This window comes from Nocardioides sp. Root122, from assembly GCF_001425025.1.
Lineage (GTDB): Bacteria > Actinomycetota > Actinomycetes > Propionibacteriales > Nocardioidaceae > Nocardioides.
The window spans coordinates 172,745-190,720 of record NZ_LMDE01000012.1; the positions used below are offsets into that span (position 1 = coordinate 172,745).

The 17,976-nt window shown below is 70.4% G+C and carries 17 protein-coding genes and 2 tRNA genes; 17 read left to right on the forward strand and 2 right to left on the reverse strand.

The features are described from left to right. Positions 1 to 83 precede the first annotated feature (83 nt). The 10 genes from ASC64_RS16295 to tig all read left to right on the forward strand — a co-directional run bounded on the left by ASC64_RS16295 (position 84) and on the right by tig (position 8,446). Positions 84 to 683 (forward strand): mycothiol-dependent nitroreductase Rv2466c family protein, encoded by a 600-nt coding sequence (locus tag ASC64_RS16295; protein ID WP_056908591.1) that lies wholly within the window; start codon positions 84 to 86, stop codon positions 681 to 683. A gap of 89 nt (positions 684 to 772) precedes the next feature. After that, the gene (gene metG, locus ASC64_RS16300) at positions 773 to 2,575 is read left to right on the forward strand and encodes a methionine--tRNA ligase (RefSeq protein ID WP_056908592.1); all 1,803 of its coding nucleotides are present in this window, start codon (positions 773 to 775) and stop codon (positions 2,573 to 2,575) included. Between the two features lie 23 nt (positions 2,576 to 2,598). Further along, positions 2,599 to 3,180: a hypothetical protein gene (locus tag ASC64_RS16305; RefSeq protein WP_056908593.1), complete on the forward strand. Its 582-nt coding sequence runs from the start codon at positions 2,599 to 2,601 to the stop codon at positions 3,178 to 3,180. Between the two features lie 13 nt (positions 3,181 to 3,193). Further along, positions 3,194 to 4,069 (forward strand): alpha/beta hydrolase, encoded by an 876-nt coding sequence (locus ASC64_RS16310; RefSeq protein WP_082550562.1) that lies wholly within the window; start codon positions 3,194 to 3,196, stop codon positions 4,067 to 4,069. Positions 4,070 to 4,103: 34 nt separating this feature from the next. Beyond that, on the forward strand, positions 4,104 to 4,631 hold the full coding sequence (locus ASC64_RS16315; protein WP_056908595.1) for a ribose-5-phosphate isomerase: 528 nt from the start codon (positions 4,104 to 4,106) through the stop codon (positions 4,629 to 4,631). Beyond that, the gene (locus ASC64_RS16320; protein WP_056908596.1) at positions 4,624 to 5,514 is read left to right on the forward strand and encodes an Fpg/Nei family DNA glycosylase; all 891 of its coding nucleotides are present in this window, start codon (positions 4,624 to 4,626) and stop codon (positions 5,512 to 5,514) included. Before ASC64_RS16315 ends, ASC64_RS16320 begins: the two co-directional genes overlap by 8 nt. After that, a complete protein-coding gene (locus ASC64_RS16325) occupies positions 5,511 to 6,596 on the forward strand; it encodes a PP2C family protein-serine/threonine phosphatase (RefSeq protein ID WP_056908597.1) in 1,086 nt (361 codons plus the stop codon). The genes ASC64_RS16320 and ASC64_RS16325 overlap by 4 nt, the downstream gene beginning before the upstream one ends. 96 nt (positions 6,597 to 6,692) lie before the next feature. Continuing rightward, positions 6,693 to 6,766 (forward strand) — tRNA-Gly (locus tag ASC64_RS16330). 45 nt (positions 6,767 to 6,811) lie between these two features. After that, positions 6,812 to 6,884: transfer RNA gene (locus tag ASC64_RS16335), tRNA-Pro, on the forward strand. Positions 6,885 to 7,051: 167 nt separating this feature from the next. Next, positions 7,052 to 8,446: a trigger factor gene (gene tig / locus ASC64_RS16340; RefSeq protein ID WP_056908598.1), complete on the forward strand. Its 1,395-nt coding sequence runs from the start codon at positions 7,052 to 7,054 to the stop codon at positions 8,444 to 8,446. A gap of 164 nt (positions 8,447 to 8,610) precedes the next feature. Here the strand turns inward: tig and ASC64_RS16345 are convergent, their stop codons facing one another. Continuing rightward, positions 8,611 to 9,777 (reverse strand): phosphotransferase, encoded by a 1,167-nt coding sequence (locus tag ASC64_RS16345; protein WP_056908599.1) that lies wholly within the window; start codon positions 9,775 to 9,777, stop codon positions 8,611 to 8,613. A gap of 22 nt (positions 9,778 to 9,799) precedes the next feature. On the opposite strand from ASC64_RS16345, the gene ASC64_RS16350 reads away from it, so the two are divergent. The 6 genes from ASC64_RS16350 to ASC64_RS23025 all read left to right on the forward strand — a co-directional run bounded on the left by ASC64_RS16350 (position 9,800) and on the right by ASC64_RS23025 (position 14,272). Beyond that, complete coding sequence (locus tag ASC64_RS16350; RefSeq protein WP_056908600.1) at positions 9,800 to 10,228, forward strand: MarR family winged helix-turn-helix transcriptional regulator; 429 nt, start codon at positions 9,800 to 9,802, stop codon at positions 10,226 to 10,228. Positions 10,229 to 10,344: 116 nt separating this feature from the next. After that, positions 10,345 to 10,950, forward strand: coding sequence for an ATP-dependent Clp protease proteolytic subunit (locus ASC64_RS16355; protein WP_056908601.1), 606 nt, complete (start codon positions 10,345 to 10,347; stop codon positions 10,948 to 10,950). 2 nt (positions 10,951 to 10,952) lie between these two features. Then, positions 10,953 to 11,561: an ATP-dependent Clp protease proteolytic subunit gene (locus ASC64_RS16360; protein ID WP_056908602.1), complete on the forward strand. Its 609-nt coding sequence runs from the start codon at positions 10,953 to 10,955 to the stop codon at positions 11,559 to 11,561. Between the two features lie 135 nt (positions 11,562 to 11,696). Further along, positions 11,697 to 12,977: an ATP-dependent Clp protease ATP-binding subunit ClpX gene (clpX, locus tag ASC64_RS16365; protein ID WP_056908603.1), complete on the forward strand. Its 1,281-nt coding sequence runs from the start codon at positions 11,697 to 11,699 to the stop codon at positions 12,975 to 12,977. 250 nt (positions 12,978 to 13,227) lie between these two features. Continuing rightward, entirely contained in the window at positions 13,228 to 14,091 is an 864-nt protein-coding gene (locus ASC64_RS16370; RefSeq protein WP_056908604.1) for a hypothetical protein, read from the forward strand. 52 nt (positions 14,092 to 14,143) lie between these two features. Then, positions 14,144 to 14,272 (forward strand): hypothetical protein, encoded by a 129-nt coding sequence (locus ASC64_RS23025; protein WP_268788250.1) that lies wholly within the window; start codon positions 14,144 to 14,146, stop codon positions 14,270 to 14,272. A 69-nt stretch (positions 14,273 to 14,341) separates the two neighbouring features. Here the strand turns inward: ASC64_RS23025 and valS are convergent, their stop codons facing one another. Further along, a complete protein-coding gene (valS, locus tag ASC64_RS16375; RefSeq protein ID WP_056908605.1) occupies positions 14,342 to 16,954 on the reverse strand; it encodes a valine--tRNA ligase in 2,613 nt (870 codons plus the stop codon). A 77-nt stretch (positions 16,955 to 17,031) separates the two neighbouring features. Here valS and ASC64_RS16380 point away from each other — a divergent pair, with 77 nt between their 5' ends. Beyond that, positions 17,032 to 17,973 carry a GNAT family N-acetyltransferase gene (locus tag ASC64_RS16380; protein ID WP_056908606.1) on the forward strand — a complete coding sequence of 314 codons (942 nt, stop codon included), beginning with the start codon at positions 17,032 to 17,034 and terminating at the stop codon, positions 17,971 to 17,973. The last annotated feature ends 3 nt before the right edge of the window (positions 17,974 to 17,976 follow it).

Sequence of the window (17,976 nt, forward strand, 5' to 3'; positions counted from 1 at the left end):
CTGCTCGTGACACTCCCGGTGACCGCTCCCTCACGGGGCAGCCGCCGCGGAATAGTCCGGGCCGATGCGCGATTGTGGTCGACATGGCTACTGCTGACCTCTGGTTCGACCCGCTCTGCCCGTTCGCCTGGATCACCTCGCGCTGGATCCGCGAGGTCGAGCAGGTCCGCGACATCGAGGTGCAGTGGCACGTCATGTCGCTGGCGTACCTCAACAAGGACAAGGACATCCCCGCGGACTACCGCGAGATGCTCCAGGGGACCGAGAAGCCCGTGCGCGTCGCGATCAAGATCGCGCAGGAGCACGACAACGCGACCCTCGGCGACTGGTACACCGCGATCGGCACCCGCCGGCACAACAACGGCGAGGAGCTGTCGAAGGAGACCGTCGCCGCGTCGCTGGCCGATGTCGGCCTCCCCGCCGAGCTGATCGAGGCCTGGGACGACGCGTCGCTCGACGACGCCGTCGCCAAGAGCCACCACGAGGGCATGGACCCCGTCGGCGACGACGTGGGCACGCCGACGATCCACATCAACGGCTCGGCGTTCTTCGGACCCGTGCTGTCGAAGATCCCGCGCGGCGAGGAGGCCGGCGAGCTGTGGGACGGCGCCGTCGCCGTCGCGAAGTTCCCGTACTTCTACGAGCTCAAGCGCTCGCGCACCGGCGACCTCGACTTCTCCTGACCCCCGGCGTGCCCGCGTCGTCCCACCCAGCGTGATCACGGACGCCACCCGACGAATTCGGGTGGCGTCCGGTCACTAGGCTTGCGCCCATGACTCGTGTCCTGTCCGCCGTCGCCTGGCCGTACACCAACGGCCCGCGCCACATCGGCCACGTCGCCGGTTTCGGCGTGCCCTCCGACGTCTTCAGCCGCTTCATGCGGATGGCCGGGCACGACGTGCTGATGGTCAGCGGCACGGACGAGCACGGCACGCCGATCCTGGTGCTCGCCGACAACGAGGGCGTGCCCGCCCGCGAGCTCGTCGACAAGTACAACCAGGTCATCGTCGACGACCTGTGCGGTCTCGGGCTGTCCTACGACCTCTTCACCCGCACCACGACGGGCAACCACTACGCGGTGGTGCAGGAGATGTTCGAGACGTGCCGCCGCAACGGCTACATGGTCGAGGAGACCACCAAGACCGCGATCAGCCCGTCGACCGGTCGCACCCTGCCCGACCGCTACATCGAGGGCACGTGCCCCATCTGCAGGTACGCCGAGGCGCGCGGCGACCAGTGCGACAACTGCGGCAACCAGCTCGACCCGACCGACCTGATCAACCCGCGGTCGAAGATCAACGGGGAGACGCCGGAGTTCAAGGACACCCAGCACTGGTTCCTCGACCTGCCGGCGCTGGCCGCTGCGCTGGGGGAGTGGCTCGACCAGCGGGAGGCCACCGGGCTCTGGCGGCCCAACGTCATCAAGTTCAGCCAGAACATCCTCAAGGAGATCCGTCCGCGCGCCATGACGCGCGACATCGACTGGGGCATCCCGGTGCCGGGGTGGGAGGACCAGCCGACCAAGCGGCTCTACGTCTGGTTCGACGCGGTCATCGGCTACCTGTCCGCCTCGATCGAGTGGGCCCGGCGGCTCGGCGAGCCCGAGAAGTGGCGCGAGTGGTGGAACGACGCCGACGCGGAGTCCTACTACTTCATGGGCAAGGACAACATCGTCTTCCACTCCCAGATCTGGCCGGCCGAGCTGCTGGCCTACAACGGCGCAGGTGACCGCGGTGGCGAGCCGGGCGGCTTCGGCACGCTCAACCTGCCGACCGAGGTGGTCTCCAGCGAGTTCCTGACCTTCGGCGACACGCAGTTCTCAACCAGCCGCGGCAACGTCATCTACGTCGGCGACTTCCTGGCCCGCTACGGCGCCGACGCGCTGCGCTACTACATCTGCGCCGCCGGGCCGGAGACTTCCGACGCCGCCTTCACGTGGGCCGACTTCGTGACCCGCAACAACTCCGAGCTCGTCGCCGGCTGGGGCAACCTGGTCAACCGCACCGCGACCATGATCGCCAAGAGCTTCGGTGAGATCCCCGCCGCCGGTGCGCTGGAGGAGGTCGACGAGCAGGTGCTGGCCACCGTCCGCAGCGGGTTCGACACCGTGGGCGGGCTCATCGAGAAGCACCGGCTGCGCGCCGCGATCGCCGAGGCGATGCGCGTCGTCGGCGAGGTGAACAAGTACCTCACCGTCACCGAGCCCTACAAGATGAAGGACGCGTCGCAGCGCGAGCGCCTGGCGACCGTGCTCCACGTGGCCGCGCAGTGCGTGAGCGACTGCAACACGCTGCTCTCGCCCTTCCTGCCGCACTCCGCCAACCAGGTGCACGCCGCGCTCGGTGGGGACGACGACTTCATGCCGATGCCGCGCATCGAGCAGGTCGACGAGCTCGAGCCGGACAACGGCGCCGGCCACACCTCGTACTCGATCATCACCGGCGACTACACGGCGACGCCCGCCTGGGAGTCGCGTCCGGTGACGGTCGGTGCCGCCGTGGCGAAGCCGACGCCGATCTTCACCAAGCTCGACCCGTCAGTGGTCGAGGAGGAGCTCGCACGGTTCAGTGGCTGAGTGGACCTGACTAGGCTCCGGGCATGTCCTCCGAATCGACTGCCGAGATGTACCTGCCCCACTTCGTGGTGAAGCAGAAGCTCACCATGATGATCAACCGCTACGAGATCTCGGAGTCCGACGCGGCGGGCAACCCGGTCCGGCTGATGGCCCTGGCCGAGCAGAAGCGGATGGCGTTCAAGGAGCAGGTGACCTTCTACTCCGACGCCGGCAAGTCGCGGCCGGTCTTCGGCTTCAAGGCGCGCAAGAAGCTCGACCTCAACGCCGGGTACGACATCACCGACGAGGCCGGCGCCCAGATCGGCTACTTCAAGAAGGACTTCGGGGCCTCGCTGCTGCGCTCGACCTTCCACGTGGAGGGCCCCGGCTACACAGGCACCGGTCAGGAGCGCAACCAGCTGGTCGGCCTGCTGCGCCGCTTCACCGACGTCGACTTCCTGCCGATCCACTTCGACTTCGTCGACCCCTCGGGCCAGCCGCTCCTCTCCGTGGAGCGCAAGATGTCCATCGGCGACCGCTACCGCGTCACCGTGCCCGACCAGCGGGTCGACTTCCGGGTCGCGGCCGCGATCGCCGTCGGGCTCGACGCCCTGATGTCGCGCTGAGGCCCGCCCCGTGATGTACCCCGAGGTCCGGGCGGCGGTCGCGGCCGACGCCGGTCCCGACCTCACCGCGCCCGGCTTCGACCTCGCCGCGCACCGCGAGGACGTCCGCCGCTTCAACCTGCGCCAGCCCCGTGAGGACGTCGCCTCCGTCCAGGACGTCGACGCTGACGGCGTGCCGTGCCGCCTCTACACGCCCGCCGACGCGCTCGACGGGCTCGTGGTCCACGCCCACGGCGGCGGCTTCGTCCTCAACGACGTCGACGTGCACGACGCGGTGGTCCGCCGCTTCACCAACCGGCTGCGCCGTCCGGTGCTGGGCGTGGACTACCGGCGCCCGCCGGAGGCGAGGTTCCCGGCGGCACCCGACGACCTCGACACCGTGGTGGGCTGGCTGCGCCGCGAGGGCCCGTCCGGGCCGTACGCCGTCCACGGCGACTCGGCGGGCGCGAACCTCGCTCTGGTCGCCGCGCTCCGCAACCCCGGTGTCTTCCGCGCGGTCGCGCTGATCTACCCGTTCCTCGACCCGCGGGCCGGCTTCGCGTCGTGGTCCGAGGGTGCCGGATCGGGCTTCGACCCGTCCGAGGCCGCCTGGTACTGGCAGCAGTACGCCCGCAGCGAGGCGGACTACGACGACCCCGACCTGGCGCCGCTGCTGTCCGACCGGCTGCACACGCTGCCGCCCACCTTCGTCGCCACCGCTGAGCACGACCCGCTGCGCGACGAGGGCGAGGAGCTGGCCAGGCTGCTCGCCGAGGCGGGGGTCGAGACCGTCGGGATCCGCTGCCTCGGCCAGGTGCACGGGTTCTGGCGGCATGCGCAGTTCACCGCGTCCGAGCCGCTCGTGCGTCAGGTCGCGGGCTACCTCGATCAGCACCTGCAACTCGTGTGAGCCGGTGTCCGCGGGCTCTGGTTGGATTGTCACCATGCGCGTTCACCTGGGCTCCGACCATGCCGGCCTCGAGCTGAAGGACCACCTCATGACCTGGCTCGTCGACCACGGCTACGAGCCGGTCGACCACGGTCCGTTCGTCTACGACGCGCTCGACGACTACCCCTGCTTCTGCCTCCGGGCCGCCGAGGGCGTGGCCGGCGACCGCGCCGAGGGCCTGGACAGCCTCGGCGTGGTGATCGGCGGCTCGGGCAACGGCGAGCAGATCTCGGCCAACAAGGTCGAGGGCATCCGGTGCGCCCTCGTGTGGTCCGAGGAGACCGCCGTCCTCGCCCGGGAGCACAACGACGCCAACGTCGTCTCCGTCGGCGGCCGGATGCACTCGGTGGACGACATGACCCGCTTCGTCGAGGTCTTCCTCACCACGCCGTTCAGCAACGACGAGCGCCACGTGCGCCGCATCGGCCAGGTCATGACCTACGACGCGACCAAGGAGCTCCCCGACCTGCCGGAGTCGGCCCTGCGCGGCCCGGGCGACGACACCCGGGTCACGGATGCCTGAGGGACACACCCTTCGCCGACTCGCAGGCGACCTGAACGACGCCTTCGCCGGACGCCCGGTCCGTGTCTCCTCGCCCCAGGGCCGCTTCGCCGCCGACGCCGAGCAGCTCGACGGCTCCGTGCTGGTCGGGGCCGACTCGGCAGGCAAGCACCTGTTCGTGGAGCTCGACGGCGAGCGCTTCGTCCACGTCCACCTCGGCCTCATCGGCCAGTTCGACGTGCACACCGGCGTCGAGGAGGTGCCGGCCCCGGTGGGGGCGGTGCGGCTCCGGATGGTGACCGCCGACGCACCGCCGACCTCCTACGCCGACCTCCGCGGCGCGATCCTGTGCGACCTCGTCGGGCCGGCCCGGCGCGACGAGGTGCTTGCGCGGCTCGGTCCCGACCCGCTGCGGCCGGATGCCGACCCCGACCTGGCGTGGCGCCGGATCTCGCGCAGCCACCGTCCGATCGGCGACCTGCTGATGGACCAGAAGGTGCTGGCGGGCGTCGGCAACGTCTACCGCGCCGAGGTGCTCTTCCGCCACCGCATCCACCCGCTGCGACCCGGCGACACGCTGCGGGTCGGCCAGTGGCGCGCGATGTGGGCCGACCTGGTCGAGCTGATGGCCGAGGGGGTGCGGTCCGGTCGGATCGACACCGTGCGCCCCGAGCACACGCCCGAGGCGATGGGTCGCGCCCCTCGCAAGGACGACCACGGCGGCGAGGTCTACGTCTACCGGCGCACCTCGATGCCGTGCCTGGTGTGCGGATCGACCGTCCGCACAGGTGAGCTGGTGGGACGCAACATCTTCTGGTGCCCGAAATGTCAACCGGTCTTCCGCTCCCGCGCCGTACGATCTGCCAGCAACACCCCTGAGACGTCGCGAGGAGCTCGGCCATGAGTTCTTCCGCTGAGCGCCGCACCAACACCGGCGCTGGCACGCGGTTCAGCGGTGCCCTGGGCCGGGTCGTGCCGCGGGGCTCGCGGATGCTGACCGCCCTGGTGGTCTCCACGGTGGTGATCGGCCTGGCGATCTGGCGCTTCGACATGGTCGTCCCGCTGGTGATGTTGCTCGTCCCCCTGGTCGTCTCCAGCCTCGTGCTCGGGCCACGTCAGCTGCCGTGGTTCGTGGTGTTCGTGCTGCTCGTGCTGGCCGTGACCGTGCCGACCCAGGAGATCAGCGTCCGCACCGCCGTGGCGGTGGTGGTCATGTTCGCGCTCGGCTTCCTGGTGCTGCTCTCGTCCTTCCGCCGCTCGCGCCTCGGCGTGGCGGGTCTCCAGGGCGAGCAGATGTTCGTCGACCTGCGCGACCGCATCCTGCGCCAGGGCGGCATCCCGGCGCTTCCCCCCGACTGGTACGCCACCGCGGAGCTGCGCTCGGCCGGTGGCACGCCGTTCGCCGGCGACTTCGTCGTCGCCTCGCGCGTCGGCGACCGGCTCGAGGTCGCGGTCGTGGACGTCTCCGGCAAGGGCCAGGGTGCCGGCACCCGGGCGCTCCTGCTGTCCGGTGCGCTCGGCGGGCTGCTCAGCGCGCTGCCCCCCAGCGAGTTCCTGCCGGCCGCCAACACGTTCCTGCTCCGCCAGGACTGGGACGAGGGGTTCGCGACCGCCATCCACCTCTCGCTCGACCTGCGGAACGGGACCTACGACCTGCGCTCCGCCGGGCATCCGCCGGCAGCCCTGCGCCACGCCGGGTCCGGCCGCTGGGAAGTCGTCGAGACGGAGGGCCCGGTGCTCGGCCTGATCGACGGTGCCGTCTACACCGCGACGTCGGGGCAGATGCGCTCCGGCGACGCGCTGCTGCTCTACACCGACGGCATGGTCGAGTCCCGCAACCGCGACATCAGCCTGGGTATCGACAAGATGCTCGGGCAGTTCGAGCGCCTGCTGCGCGGTGAGTTCGAGGGCGGGGCAGTCCGACTGGTCGAGGCCCTCGGCTCGCGCAACGACGACGCCGCGCTGCTCCTGGTCCACCGGCGATGACCGGTCCGGGGGACCTGCACGGCCGGGTTGGGGCGCCTGCTCGCGCGTGTGGCACCATGACTCCCGCACCGGCGATGGAGACGTCGACCGGGGCGCGCGGATGTAGCTCAATGGTAGAGCCCCAGTCTTCCAAACTGGCTACGCGGGTTCGATTCCCGTCATCCGCTCCAAGCAGGCCACCGACCCGGGCAGTCCCGGGCCGGCGGCCGGTTTGGCGGGGCGTAGCGTAGTGGCTAGCGCGCCTGCTTTGGGAGCAGGAGACCGCAGGTTCGAGTCCTGTCGCCCCGACCGGTCAGCCGCTGCGCGGGCGTGATTCGGCCTGTGCCCCACCCGTCGATAGACTGACGAGGTTTGCGGCCGCCGGCTTCCCCCGTGCGCGCGGCCGCGGCGATCCCGTACGACCCCCGTGGTCCATGCCAGTCCACCCCACTGACCTTCAGCATCAGGAGACATTTGTGAAGAGCGCCGTCGAGACCTTGAGCCCGACCCGGGCCAAGCTGACCGTCGAGGTGCCCTTCGAGGAGCTCAAGCCGAGCCTCGACGCGGCCTACCAGAAGATCGCGAAGCAGATCAACGTCCCCGGCTTCCGCCGCGGCAAGGTCCCGCCCGCCGTCATCGACCGCCAGGTCGGCCGTGGCCCGGTCCTCGACGAGGCGATCAACGCCGTCGTGCCGCAGCAGTACATGGCCGCGCTCCAGGAGCACGACCTCGAGCCGCTGGCCCAGCCGGAGATCGAGGTGACGAAGTTCGAGGACAACGAGTCGCTCGAGTTCACCGCCGAGGTCGACGTGAAGCCCGACTTCGACCTCCCCGACTACGAGGGCCTCGAGGCCAGCGTCGAGGACATCGAGATCACCGACGCCGATGTCGAGGAGCAGGTCGAGGCGCTGCGTGAGCGCTTCGGCACGCTCGTGCCCGTCGAGCGCGCCGCCGCCGACGGCGACTTCGTGACCATCGACCTCGTGGCTGCCAAGGAAGGCGAGACCGTCGAGGGCGGCGAGGTCACCGGCATGTCCTACAAGGTCGGCCGTGGCGGGATGATCGACGGCCTCGACGAGGCCCTGGCCGGTCTGTCCGCCGGCGAGGAGAAGACGTTCGACTCCGAGCTCGTCGGTGGCGACCTGGTCGGCGAGCCCGTCCAGGTGACCGTCAAGGTGACCGCCGTGCAGGAGCAGCAGCTCCCCGAGGTCGACGACGAGTTCGCCCAGCTCGCCTCCGAGTTCGACACCGCCGAGGAGCTCACCGCCGACGTGCGCGAGCGCCTCGGCCGCGGCAAGCGCCTCGAGCAGGCCGCCGCCGCCCGCGACGCGGTCCTCGAGGCCCTGCTCGAGAAGGTCTCCATCCCGCTGCCCGAGGTCATGGTGACCGACGAGCTCAACGCCCGCCGCCAGAACGTCGAGCAGCAGCTCGGCTTCGCCGGCATCACCATGGAGAAGTACCTCGAGGACGAGGGCCAGACCCAGGACGAGTTCGAGGCCGACCTCGACCGCCGCGTCCGCGACGCTGTCGCTGCGCAGTTCATCCTCGACAAGATCGCCAAGAAGGAGGAGTTCGGCATCGACCAGGCCGAGCTCTCCGAGCACCTCGTGCGGCGCGCCCAGCAGTCCGGCCAGGACCCGCAGGAGTTCGCCAACCACATGTTCGAGCACAACCACATCCCCGAGCTCGTGCAGGAGATCCTGCGCGGCAAGGCGCTGGCGACGATCGTGGAGTCCGCGACGGTCAAGGACGCCTCGGGCAACGTGGTCGAGCTGAAGAACCTGCGCCCCGACGGCACCATCGGTGACCCGGCCGAGGACGAGGCGGCCGCGACCACCGACGAGAGCACCGACGAGGACACCGAGGCCTGAGCCTCCCGCCCTCCTCGCCACCGGCGTCCACCCCTCGGGTGGGCGCCGGTCGTGCGTCGCGGTCCGGCGTCGACGTGCTGCACCTGCCGCGGACGAGCCCCATGGCCTTGCTCAGCCACCCCGACGTGCACGCCGCGCCGCGGGAGTGGCTGTCCTGGGACCGCTCAGCCCGGCTCGGTCGCGTCGAGCACGTCGAGCGAGTACGCCGCCATCGCGGCACGCTGGGCGACGTGGTGGGTCGCCGCGTCCTGGTCGGCCTCGCCGAGCGCGTCGACCGTGATGCTCGGCAGGCCGTTGAAGAGCACCAGGCTCACGGCGTGCGAGCGCCGGACGACGGCGGGGTCTACCGGGTGCCCCTCGGCGGCCAGCCCGTCGGCGTACGCCTCGAGACAGGCGGCCGCACGCTCGGGCAGGCCGTCGGCGTCGAGGCGACGCATCTGGATCTCCCCGACGAGGAGCTGGGAGATGTCGTACGCGACGGGCTGGGGTCGCCAGAAGCCGTAGTCGATCAGCGTGAAGCCGTCGTCCCCGAGGTGGCGCAGCAGGTTGTTCGGGCAGGCGTCGCCGTGGGCGGCGAGGTGGGGGAGTGCGGCGTACTCGTCGGCGAGCGCATCGAGTCGTGCGGCGACCTCGGCCAGGCGCGGCCGGAGCGGCCCGAAGTGCTCGGCGACCGCCGGGTGCTGCCACACCGTCTCGTCGGCGAGCACGGGGAGCACGGTGTGGGCCACCCGCCCGGCCACGAAGGACCGGATGTGCCACGGCTGGGGATCGATGGCGGCGAGCTCGGCGACCCGCGGGCTGCCCGAGACCCGCCCGAGCAGGCGTGCGGCGCGCACGTAGGTGGTCTCGTCCCAGGGCGCGGGGTCGTGCTCGACCGTCTCGAGCCACAGCACCGCGGTGTCGTCGGGTCGGTCGTCGACGCGCAGCGCCCGCGGCACGGTCAGGCCCGCGGGCAGGCGCTCCGCGAGGTCGGAGCCGTAGACGAGGACCTCCGCCCGCCACGGCACCGACTCGGCGGCCCACGCGGCGATCTCCGGCGGCACGAACGCGAAGGCGGGGGAGTGGCGCCAGTGATGCACCCGCTTGACGAAGAAGGTGAACGGCCGTGGTCCCCGGCCGGCGTCGGCATGGCCGCGCACCCAGGTGCGGGCGCCGGTGAGGATCGAGGGGACGTCGTAGTCGACCTCCTCGGCGACCGAGTCGAGGAGACGCACGGCCGGGACGCCCCAGAGGTCGGCCACCAGCGCAGAGAGCTCCGCGTCGGTGACGTCGTCGTCGCCGAGGAGCTCGTGGCGGCGGTGCTCGCCCGCGGAAGTGAAAGCTACTTTCACGACAACAAGGTAAGTTGCTTTCATGATGGCCGTCAACAACCTTCCCGAGGACCTCGAGCCGCACGTCCCGCTCCTCATGGGACTCGTCTTCGCCCGGCTCCGCGACCGGCTCGCCCAGGACGCTCCGGCCCTGCGACCCTCGCAGCTGCGGGTCATGGAGTGGCTGCCGGCCGAGGGCCTCACCATCACCGAGCTGGCCGAGCGCACGGGCATGACGACGCAGGGCTGCGGCCAGTTCGTGCGCCAGCTCGCGGGCCTCGGCATGGTGGAGGTCTGCCCGGAGCCGCAGGACCGCCGGGCCAAGCGGGTGACCGTGACCGACCGCGGCCGCGACGGTCTGGCGCGTGCTCAGCGGGTCCTGGCGGCGTGCGAGCGGGAGTGGGCCGAGTCCGTGGGTGACGAGCGCTACCGCGTCTTCCGCGAGGTGCTGGACCAGGTGGCCCGCGGCTGAGGCCGTCAGCGAATCCGCTGTGGGCGAACAGGGTGGGTCATCGCGTGGAAGTGTCCGTCCTTCCGGCTAGTGTCGCCAGCGTGAACCAGAACTCCAGCCCAGCCCTCTCGCCTGAGATGAACGGCGCCGGTGGGATGTATGGCCTCGACGACCACATCTACCAGCGCCTCCTCCGCGAGCGCATCGTCTTCCTCGGTTCGGAGGTGCGCGACCAGAACGCCAACGCGATCTGCGCCCAGCTCCTGCTGCTCTCCGCCGAGGACCCGGAGGCCGACATCTTCCTCCACATCAACAGCCCCGGCGGCTCGGTCGACGCCGGCATGGCGATCTACGACACGATGAACTACATCCCCAACGACGTGGCGACCGTCGGCATGGGCCTTGCGGCCTCGATGGGCCAGTTCCTGCTGTGCGCCGGCACCAAGGGCAAGCGCTACGCCCTGCCCCACGCGCGCATCATGATGCACCAGCCGTCCTCGGGGATGGGTGGATCGGCCTCCGACATCAAGATCCAGGCCCAGCAGTCGCTGCACATCAAGAAGGTGCTGCTCGACCTGATCGCCGAGCACACCGGCCAGAGCGTCGAGCAGGTCGTCGCCGACGCCGACCGTGACCGTTGGTTCACCGCCGACCAGGCGGTCGAGTACGGCCTGGTCGACCAGGTGATCACCAGTGCCCGCGAGGCAGCCGACGAGGGTCGCCCGGCCCGGACCAAGGACTGAACATGAACTACTACATCCCGCAGTGGGAAGAGCGCACCTCCTACGGCTTCCGCCGCATCGACCCCTACGCCAAGCTCTTCGAAGAGCGCATCATCTACCTCGGCACGCCGATCAGCGACGACGTCGCCAACGCGGTCATCGCCCAGCTCATGTGCCTGGAGACGATGAACCCCGACACCGACATCAGCATCTACATCAACAGCCCCGGTGGCTCGTTCACGGCGCTGACGGCGATCTACGACACGATGAAGTTCATCAAGCCCGACGTGCAGACCGTGTGCCTGGGCCAGGCGGCCTCGGCGGCCGCGATCCTGCTCGGCGCCGGCGCCAAGGGCAAGCGGATGGCGCTGCCCAACAGTCGCATCCTGATCCACCAGCCCTACACCGAGGGCACGTTCGGCCAGACCTCCGACATCGAGATCCAGGCCAACGAGATCCTCCGGATGCGCGAGCTCCTGGAGAAGATGATCGCCGAGTCGAGCGGCAAGGACATCGAGCAGGTCAGCCGCGACATCGAGCGCGACAAGATCCTGACCGCCGAGCAGGCCGTCGAGTACGGCCTCATCGACGCGGTGATCGAGTCGCGCAAGGGCGCCCCGGCGCTCGCCTGAGGCACACCACAACAATGATCGGCGACATCTCGTGTCCGGCCCCCGACGGGGGCCGGCACGGGGTACCGTCGTGGGGCCCGTTGCAGGGTGATGACAGCCGGGACCCCCGTCCGGCGAGACTGGAGGACACGACTCGTGGCACGTATCGGTGACGGTGGCGACCTGCTCAAGTGCAACTTCTGCGGAAAGAGCCAGAAGCAGGTCAAGAAGCTCATCGCAGGACCCAATGTCTACATCTGCGACGAGTGCATCGAGCTCTGCAACGAGATCATCGAGGAGGAGCTCGCCGAGGGCTCGGAGGTGAGCCTCGAGGAGCTCCCCAAGCCGCGGGAGATCTTCGAGTTCCTCAACTCCTACGTCATCGGCCAGGAGCACGCCAAGAAGTCCCTCGCCGTCGCGGTCTACAACCACTACAAGCGCGTCCAGTCCGGCCTCCAGCCCGTCTCGGGCAAGGCCAAGGACGACGTGGTCGAGGTCGCCAAGTCGAACATCCTGGTGATCGGCCCGACCGGCTGCGGCAAGACCTACCTCGCCCAGACCCTCGCCCGGATGCTCAACGTCCCGTTCGCGATCGCCGACGCCACGGCGCTCACCGAGGCCGGCTACGTCGGTGAGGACGTCGAGAACATCCTGCTCAAGCTCATCCAGGCCGCCGACTACGACGTCAAGAAGGCCGAGACGGGCATCATCTACATCGACGAGATCGACAAGGTGGCCCGCAAGTCGGAGAACCCCTCGATCACGCGCGACGTCTCCGGTGAGGGCGTGCAGCAGGCACTGCTGAAGATGCTGGAGGGCACGACCGCGTCGGTGCCCCCGCAGGGCGGTCGCAAGCACCCGCACCAGGAGTTCATCCAGATCGACACTACCAACATCCTCTTCATCGTGGGTGGTGCCTTCGCCGGCCTCGAGCAGATCATCGAGCAGCGCGTCGGCAAGAAGTCCCTCGGCTTCACCGCGGAGGTGCGCGGGGCCGCCGAGCGCGAGGGCGACGACCTGCTCGCGCAGGTCCGTCCCGAGGACCTCACCAAGTTCGGCCTGATCCCCGAGTTCATCGGCCGCCTGCCGCTCATCGCGAGCGTCAGCAAGCTCGACCGCGAGGCGCTCGTCCAGATCCTCACCGAGCCGCGCAACGCGCTCGTCAAGCAGTACCAGAAGCTCTTCGACCTCGACGGGGTCGAGCTCGAGTTCACCGACGACGCCATCGACTCGATCGCCGAGGCTGCGCTCGAGCGGGGCACCGGCGCTCGCGGACTTCGCGCCATCATCGAAGAGGTCCTCCTCTACGTCATGTACGACGTCCCCTCCCGCGGCGACGTGGCCAAGGTGATCGTCACCCGCGAGGTCGTCGAGGACGAGGTCGCCCCGACGCTGGTCCTGCGTGAGTCCGAGGCGAAGAAGAAGAAGTCCGCCTGACCTCCTGCCGGTCACGGCGACCTCCTCACACGCCCCGCTCCGTCATGCGACGGTGAGCCGATGCGGTCGGGTCGCGATGACGGATCGGCCAGCGGGCACGACGCCTGCTCGATCGGCGCCGCAGCACGCGGCGTGACCCGCAGGGACTAGTCGTCCCTAGTCATTTCGGACTATTCGGGGCCATCGACCGTGCCTCTGCGTCATGACCCGTTCAGACTGACGTCACGTCTGCATGTGGGAAGGGGAACCCGTGGGGGTTGATCAGAAGCGGCCGCTCGCCGGGTTCGCCCTGGTGGCGGTGCTGTGCGCCGTCCTGATGACGCTCTCGGTGAGCCGGGGATGGGGGCTTGACCTGATCCACCCGGGCCGGCCGATCGTGTCCGCGAGTCAGGCCGAGAAGGCCCCGCACGACCCACGGCCCGCCGAGCCGACCGCCGACGAGACGACGGTGAGCGTCCCCGTCGAGCTGAGCGCCCAGCCGTTGGGAACGGCGCGCGGCGTCGTGGCCCGAGCAGGCCGTTCGCAGGCGCGTCCCGTCCGGGCGGCGGGTCACTCCGTGTCGCCCGTGCGCAGCACCAGCACCGGCGGCGACGACGAGCAGGCCGAGCCCGAGATGGAGGACGACACCACCCAGACGGAGGACGAGGCCGAGCAGCAGGCCGAGCAGGAAGCCACCAAGGCGCAGCGCGAGGCCGAGCGGGAGGCCGCCAAGGCGCAGCGCGAGGCCGAGCGGGAGGCCGCGAAGGCGGCCCGTGAGGCCGAGCACGCGGCAGTGAAGGCCGCTCGCGACGCAGAGCGGGATGCCGCCAAGGCCACCCGCCAGGCAGAGCACGAGGCCGCCAAGGCGGCTCGCGAGGCCGAGCACGCCGTGGAGAAGGCCGCTCGCGACGCGGAGCGCGAGGCCGCGAAGGCGGCCCGTGAGGCCGAGCACGCGGCAGTGAAGGCCGCTCGCGACGCGGAGCGCGAGGCCGCGAAGGCGGCCCAGCAGGCCGCGAACGAGGCGGCGAAGGCCACGCGTGATGCCGAGCGGGAGGCCGCCGAGGCCGCTCGGGAGGCCGAGCGGGAGGCGGCGGAGGCCGCTCGTGACGCCGCGAAGGCCGCCCGTCACCCCTGAGCTGGTCTAGTCCTGACCGGGCGTCGACAGAAATGTCGGCCCGAACCGTGTCATGGACCCGCGTGACCCACGTCTCGTCTGCATGTGGGGCGAAGACCCGTTGAGGGCTGAGGAGAAGCGACCGATCATCGCGGCGGTGCTGGTCGCCGTGCTGTGCGTGGTCCTGGTCGTCCTCGTGTGAGGCAGGGGGACGCCCGGCTGCGGCTTCGTGGGTCCGCAGCCGGGCCATTCCCCCGGACGTGTGCTCGGCTCAGGCGTCGGTCGGCGCGAGCTCGGCGGTGACGCGCAGCTCGGTGGCCGACTCGTCGGTGGTGAACACCAGATCGCCCACGATCGTGCCGACCGCGCGGAGGTCGTCCTGGGCCTCCCGGGCCGCGGTGACGAGGTGCTCGGGCCCAGTGATCTCGACGCGGGAGAGCGGCGCGCGCATCTTGGCCTTGGCCTGTGACTTCGCCCCGCGGATGCCGGTGAGGGCGGCGGCGACGGCATCGAGGACCAGCGGCTGCGCGGCCGCGGCGGAGCCGAGGTCGGCGGCCGTCGGCCATGCGGCGTGGTGGATCGAGCCGTCCTGCCACCACGACCACACCTCCTCGGTGGCGTACGGCAGGAAGGGCGCGAGCAGCCGCAGCTGGGTGTGCAGCGCGATGGCGAGGGTGGCCTTGGCCGACTCGGTCGCGACGCCGCCGTCGGTGTCGTACGCGCGCTCCTTGACCAGCTCGAGGTAGTCGTCGCAGAACTCCCAGAAGAACTTCTCGGTGACTTCCAGCGCGGTCGTGTAGTCGTAGGCGTCGAATGCCTCGGTCGCCCTGCGGACCACGATCTCGAGACGACCGAGGAGCGCACAGTCCACCGCGGCGCTGACGGCGCTGGGGACCAAGGTGGTCGCACCGACGTTGCCGAGGACGAACTTGGACGCGTTGAGGACCTTCATCGCCAGGCGTCGGCCGACCTTCATCTGCGACTCGTCGAAGGGCGAGTCGAGTCCCGGGCGGCCGATGGCGGCGCGCCAGCGGACGGCGTCGGCGCCGTAGGTGCCGAGGATGTCGGTCGGGACGACGACGTTGCCCTTCGACTTCGACATCTTCTTGCGGTCGGGGTCGACGATGAAGCCGGAGATCATCGCGTGCGACCACGGCACGGCCTGGAACTCGTAGTCGGAGCGGACCACGCGGGAGAACAGCCAGGTGCGGATGATGTCGTGCGCCTGCGTGGCGAGGTCGTAGGGGAAGACGCGCTGGAACAGGTCGTCGTCGACCTCCCACATGCCGGCGATCTGCGGCGTGAGCGAGGAGGTGGCCCAGGTGTCCATCACGTCGGGGTCGCCGATGAACCCGCCGGGCTTCCCGCGCTGGTCCTCGGTGTAGCCGTGGGGAGCCTGCGTCGACGGGTCGATCGGGAGCTGGTCCTCGGTGGGCAGCAGCGGGTGGTCGTGGTCGGGCTCGCCGTCGGCGTCGAGCGGGTACCAGACGGGGAACGGGATGCCGAAGAACCGCTGGCGGGAGATGAGCCAGTCGCCGTTGAGGCCGCCGACCCAGTTGTCGTAGCGGTGCTTCATGTGGGCGGGGATCCAGGTGATCTCCTCGCCGCGGACCAGCATCTCCTTGCGCAGCGCCGCGTCGCGGCCGCCGTTCTTGATGTACCACTGGCGGGTGGCGATGATCTCGAGCGGCTTGTCGCCCTTCTCGTAGAAGTTCGCCATCCGCTGCGTCGCCTTGGGCTCGCCGTCGAGGTCGCCCGACTCGCGGAGCAGGCCGACCATCGCCTCGCGGGCGCTGAAGGTGGTCTTGCCGGCGAGCTGCTCGTAGGCCTCCGCAGCCTGCGCCAGCCACTCCGGCGTCTCGCGGGCGAGGCGGCCGTCGCGGCCGACCACCGTACGCACCGGCAGGTCCAGCTCACGCCACCACATCACGTCGGTGAGGTCGCCGAAGGTGCAGCACATCGCGATGCCGGCGCCCTTGTCGGGCTCGGCGGCCGGGTGCGCGAGGACCGGGATCTCGACGCCGAAGACCGGCGAGGTGACGGTCGTGCCGAAGACGTCCTGGTAGCGCTCGTCGTCGGGGTGCGCGATGAGCGCGACCACGCTGGGGATCAGCTCGGGGCGGGTCGTCTCGATGTGGATGGGCGTGCCGTCCGGTTTGTGGAAGGCGACGCGGTGGTAGTGGCCGGGGTAGTCGCGGGCCTCGAGCTCGGCCTGGGCGACGGCGGTCTGGAAGGTGACGTCCCACAGCGTCGGCGCCTCGGAGAGGTAGGCCTCGCCGCGGGCGTAGTTGCGCAGGAACGCGCGCTGACTGACCGTGCGGGAGTGGTCGCCGATCGTGGTGTAGGTGGGGTTCCACTGCACGGACAGGCCGAGCTGGCGCCACAGCGCCTCGAAGGCCTTCTCGTCCTCGACCACGAGCTGCTCACACAGCTCGATGAAGTTCGGCCGGCTGATGGAGACCTGGCGCTTGGGGTCGGGCTTCTCCGGCGGCGTGAAGTCGGGGTCGTAGGGCAGGGTCGGGTCGCAGCGGACGCCGAAGTAGTTCTGGACGCGACGCTCGGTCGGCAGGCCGTTGTCGTCCCAGCCGATCGGGTAGAAGACGGCCTTGCCCTGCATCCGCTGGTAGCGCGCGATGAGGTCGGTGTGGCTGTAGGAGTAGACGTGTCCGACGTGCAGCGAGCCGCTCACCGTGGGGGGCGGGGTGTCGATGGAGTAGACGTTCTCGCGCGGCTGGGTGCGATCGAAGGCGTAGGTGTCGTTGTCCGCCCACGCACGCGACCACTTGTCCTCGAGGCCCTCCAGCGCCGGACGCTCCGGTACGACGACAGCACGCGGATCGGTGCTGGTCGTCTCCGGGGCCTGGGTGCTGGGGTTGTCAGTCATGTCGGAAGTCTATTGACGGGCCTCCGGCCTGCGAAAACGAGTATCGACCCATGAGTGCCACGCCCTAGCGTGCCGCCATGGAACCGGACCCCGACGACGCCGTCACCCTGCAGTTCTTCGACGCCCCGGAGCCCTTCCTCGACGCGGCAGGCGGGCTCCTCGCGGCGCAGCCCGTGCTGGGGAGCGTGATCGCCAGCGTCAGCGAACGGGTCCAGCGCGAGCTCGCCGAGGGGCGTGACTCGTGGGCGGAGGCGGCGGCGCCGTTCCCGCGCTGGTGGCTCGTCGTGCGTGACAGCTCCGGCGCGGCGGTGAGCGCCGCGATGCGCACCGCCACCTTCAAGCCCTACCCGACCTTCGCGCTGCCGATGACGGAGGTGGCCGCACGTGCTCTCGCGGCCACGTTGCACGAGCGCGGGGAGCTCCTCGGCGGGGCGAACGGCGCGCTGCCGGGTGCGGAGGTGCTGGCCCGCGCCACCGCGGAGCTCACCGGCGGGGAGATGGTGACCGACAAGGCGACCCGGCTCTGGGAGGCCACCTCGGTCGACGTGCCGCCGGCGCCCGAGGGGCGGCTGCGGCAGGCCACCGAGGACGACGCCGAGCTGGTGCTCGCGTGGTTCACCGCCTTCCACGAGGAGGCCGACGAGCAGGCCGGCCGCGAGCCCGACCCGCACTCGGGCGAGCACAACACCCTCGACAGCGCCCTCGTCCGCATCCGCGAGGGCGTGGAGTGGCTCTGGGAGATGCCCGACGGCGAGGTCGCGCACCTGTCGGGCGTCAGCCTGCCGTCGTACGGCGTCTCGCGGGTCGGGCCGGTCTACACGCCCAAGGAGTTCCGCGGCCGCGGGATCGCGTCGTACGTCGTGGGGGAGCTGACGCACCGCGGGCTCGATGCCGGGCACCGGATGTGCCTGTTCACCGACCAGGCCAACCCGACCTCGAACAAGATCTACGCGAGCCTCGGCTACGAGCCGGTGGTCGACATGGCCGAGCACCTCGTCAGGGCCCCCACCACGCCCTAGGCT